This is a genomic window from Lacinutrix sp. YIN62 (genome assembly GCF_057219185.1).
Map to the genome: position 1 here is coordinate 1 of NZ_JBXVVH010000069.1, position 1,351 is coordinate 1,351.

The window sequence follows — 1,351 nt, forward strand, 5'->3', positions numbered from 1 at the left end:
AATAAGATTACACTTATCTTTAGACTATAAAACACCTTATACCGTGTATAAATTTACAGCTTAAAAACAAATTTTAACTGTAGCCGTATTTCAGGACAAGACATTTAGCCAAACTAAAACAAACAATTATGAAGAAAATTAGACAAATGAAACAGTTATTAATTCTAATGCTATTAGGAATATTTTTATTCTCTTGCAGTGAAAATGAAGAAATAAATGTAAATCCAATTCAAGAATATGATAATTTAATCCAATAAAAATTAGCTCGGAAAATTGCTAATAATATTCTTTTCAAAAGCAATTCTGAATCTAATTCATTATCAAAAGAAAGAAATAAAGTAAAAGAAATCTTGCCAATTAAGGATGAAAAAGAGGAAACAGTTTTTTACATTATTAATTATGAAAATAAAGGTTTCTTAATTTTATCCGCAGATAATAGAGTTTCTCCTATTTTAGCTTTTTCAGAAACAAATGAGTTTAGAACTGATGCAGAAAGTTATCCTTCTGGTCTTGTAGAATGGCTTTCCTTAACAAAGGAAACAATACAAACGATAAGAGATAAAAACATAAAGCAAACTAAAGAATTAGAATCAGAATGGGATAGTTTTTTATCACAAAGATGTCCTTTAGATCCGCCGGATTGGAACTCTTGTGATGATGAAACGGAAATTGTTAATCCATTACTATCGACAAAATGGAATCAAAATTGTGGTTTTAACACTTATATGCCGAATTTAAATTGTAATGTTCCTTGTGGTCACGCGTATGCTGGATGTGTTCCCATTGCTATTGCCCAAGTTATGAAGTATCATAATTATCCAACAAATTATAATTGGTCTAATATGCCAAACAACTATGGAACAACAACCACAGCATCGCTAATAAGTGATATACATAATGTAATTTCTGATGTAAGTTATAATTGTGATGGAACTGGAGTTGATAAAGATTATAATACTGCTGGTCTTTTTACCAACCACTTTAATTATTCAACTGCAAATCAAACAGGTTATAATAGAGAAACTGTTAAGCAACAATTAAGAGTAAACAGACCTGTTATACTTGGAGGTGGAAGAGATACTGGATGGTGGATATTTCACGATTACACAGATGGACATATGTGGGTTTGCGATGGTTTTATGAGAATAAAAAATTGTTATCGTGATGATTATGGCAACCCAACTGGTGGCTCTATTAGTTATCTTTTATTCCATATGAATTGGGGTTGAGGTGGATATGAGAATGGTTGGGCAGTATCTCATAAACTGTGTAAGTTTAAAAATCTCGGGGTTTAATTCACCCTCGAGATTTTTTTATTTATTAACTTTAACACATTTATGAAACCAGAAGA

Annotated in this window: 2 protein-coding genes; both read left to right on the top strand. The window is 30.4% G+C overall.

Going from position 1 to position 1,351, the window contains the following annotated elements; translation table 11 throughout:
• The first annotated feature begins 128 nt into the window (after nucleotides 1–128).
• Entirely contained in the window at nucleotides 129–257 is a 129-nt protein-coding gene (locus AC2D8I_RS16180; RefSeq protein ID WP_484707150.1) for a hypothetical protein, read from the top strand.
• Nucleotides 258–272: 15 nt separating this feature from the next.
• A complete protein-coding gene (locus AC2D8I_RS16185; protein WP_484707151.1) occupies nucleotides 273–1,229 on the top strand; it encodes a C10 family peptidase in 957 nt (318 codons plus the stop codon).
• Nucleotides 1,230–1,351: the final 122 nt, after the last annotated feature.

Coding starts and splice junctions, on each gene's coding strand:
- AC2D8I_RS16180 (WP_484707150.1), top strand. CDS start 129: ATGAAGAAAATTAGACAAATGAAACAGTTATTAATTCTAATGCTATTA.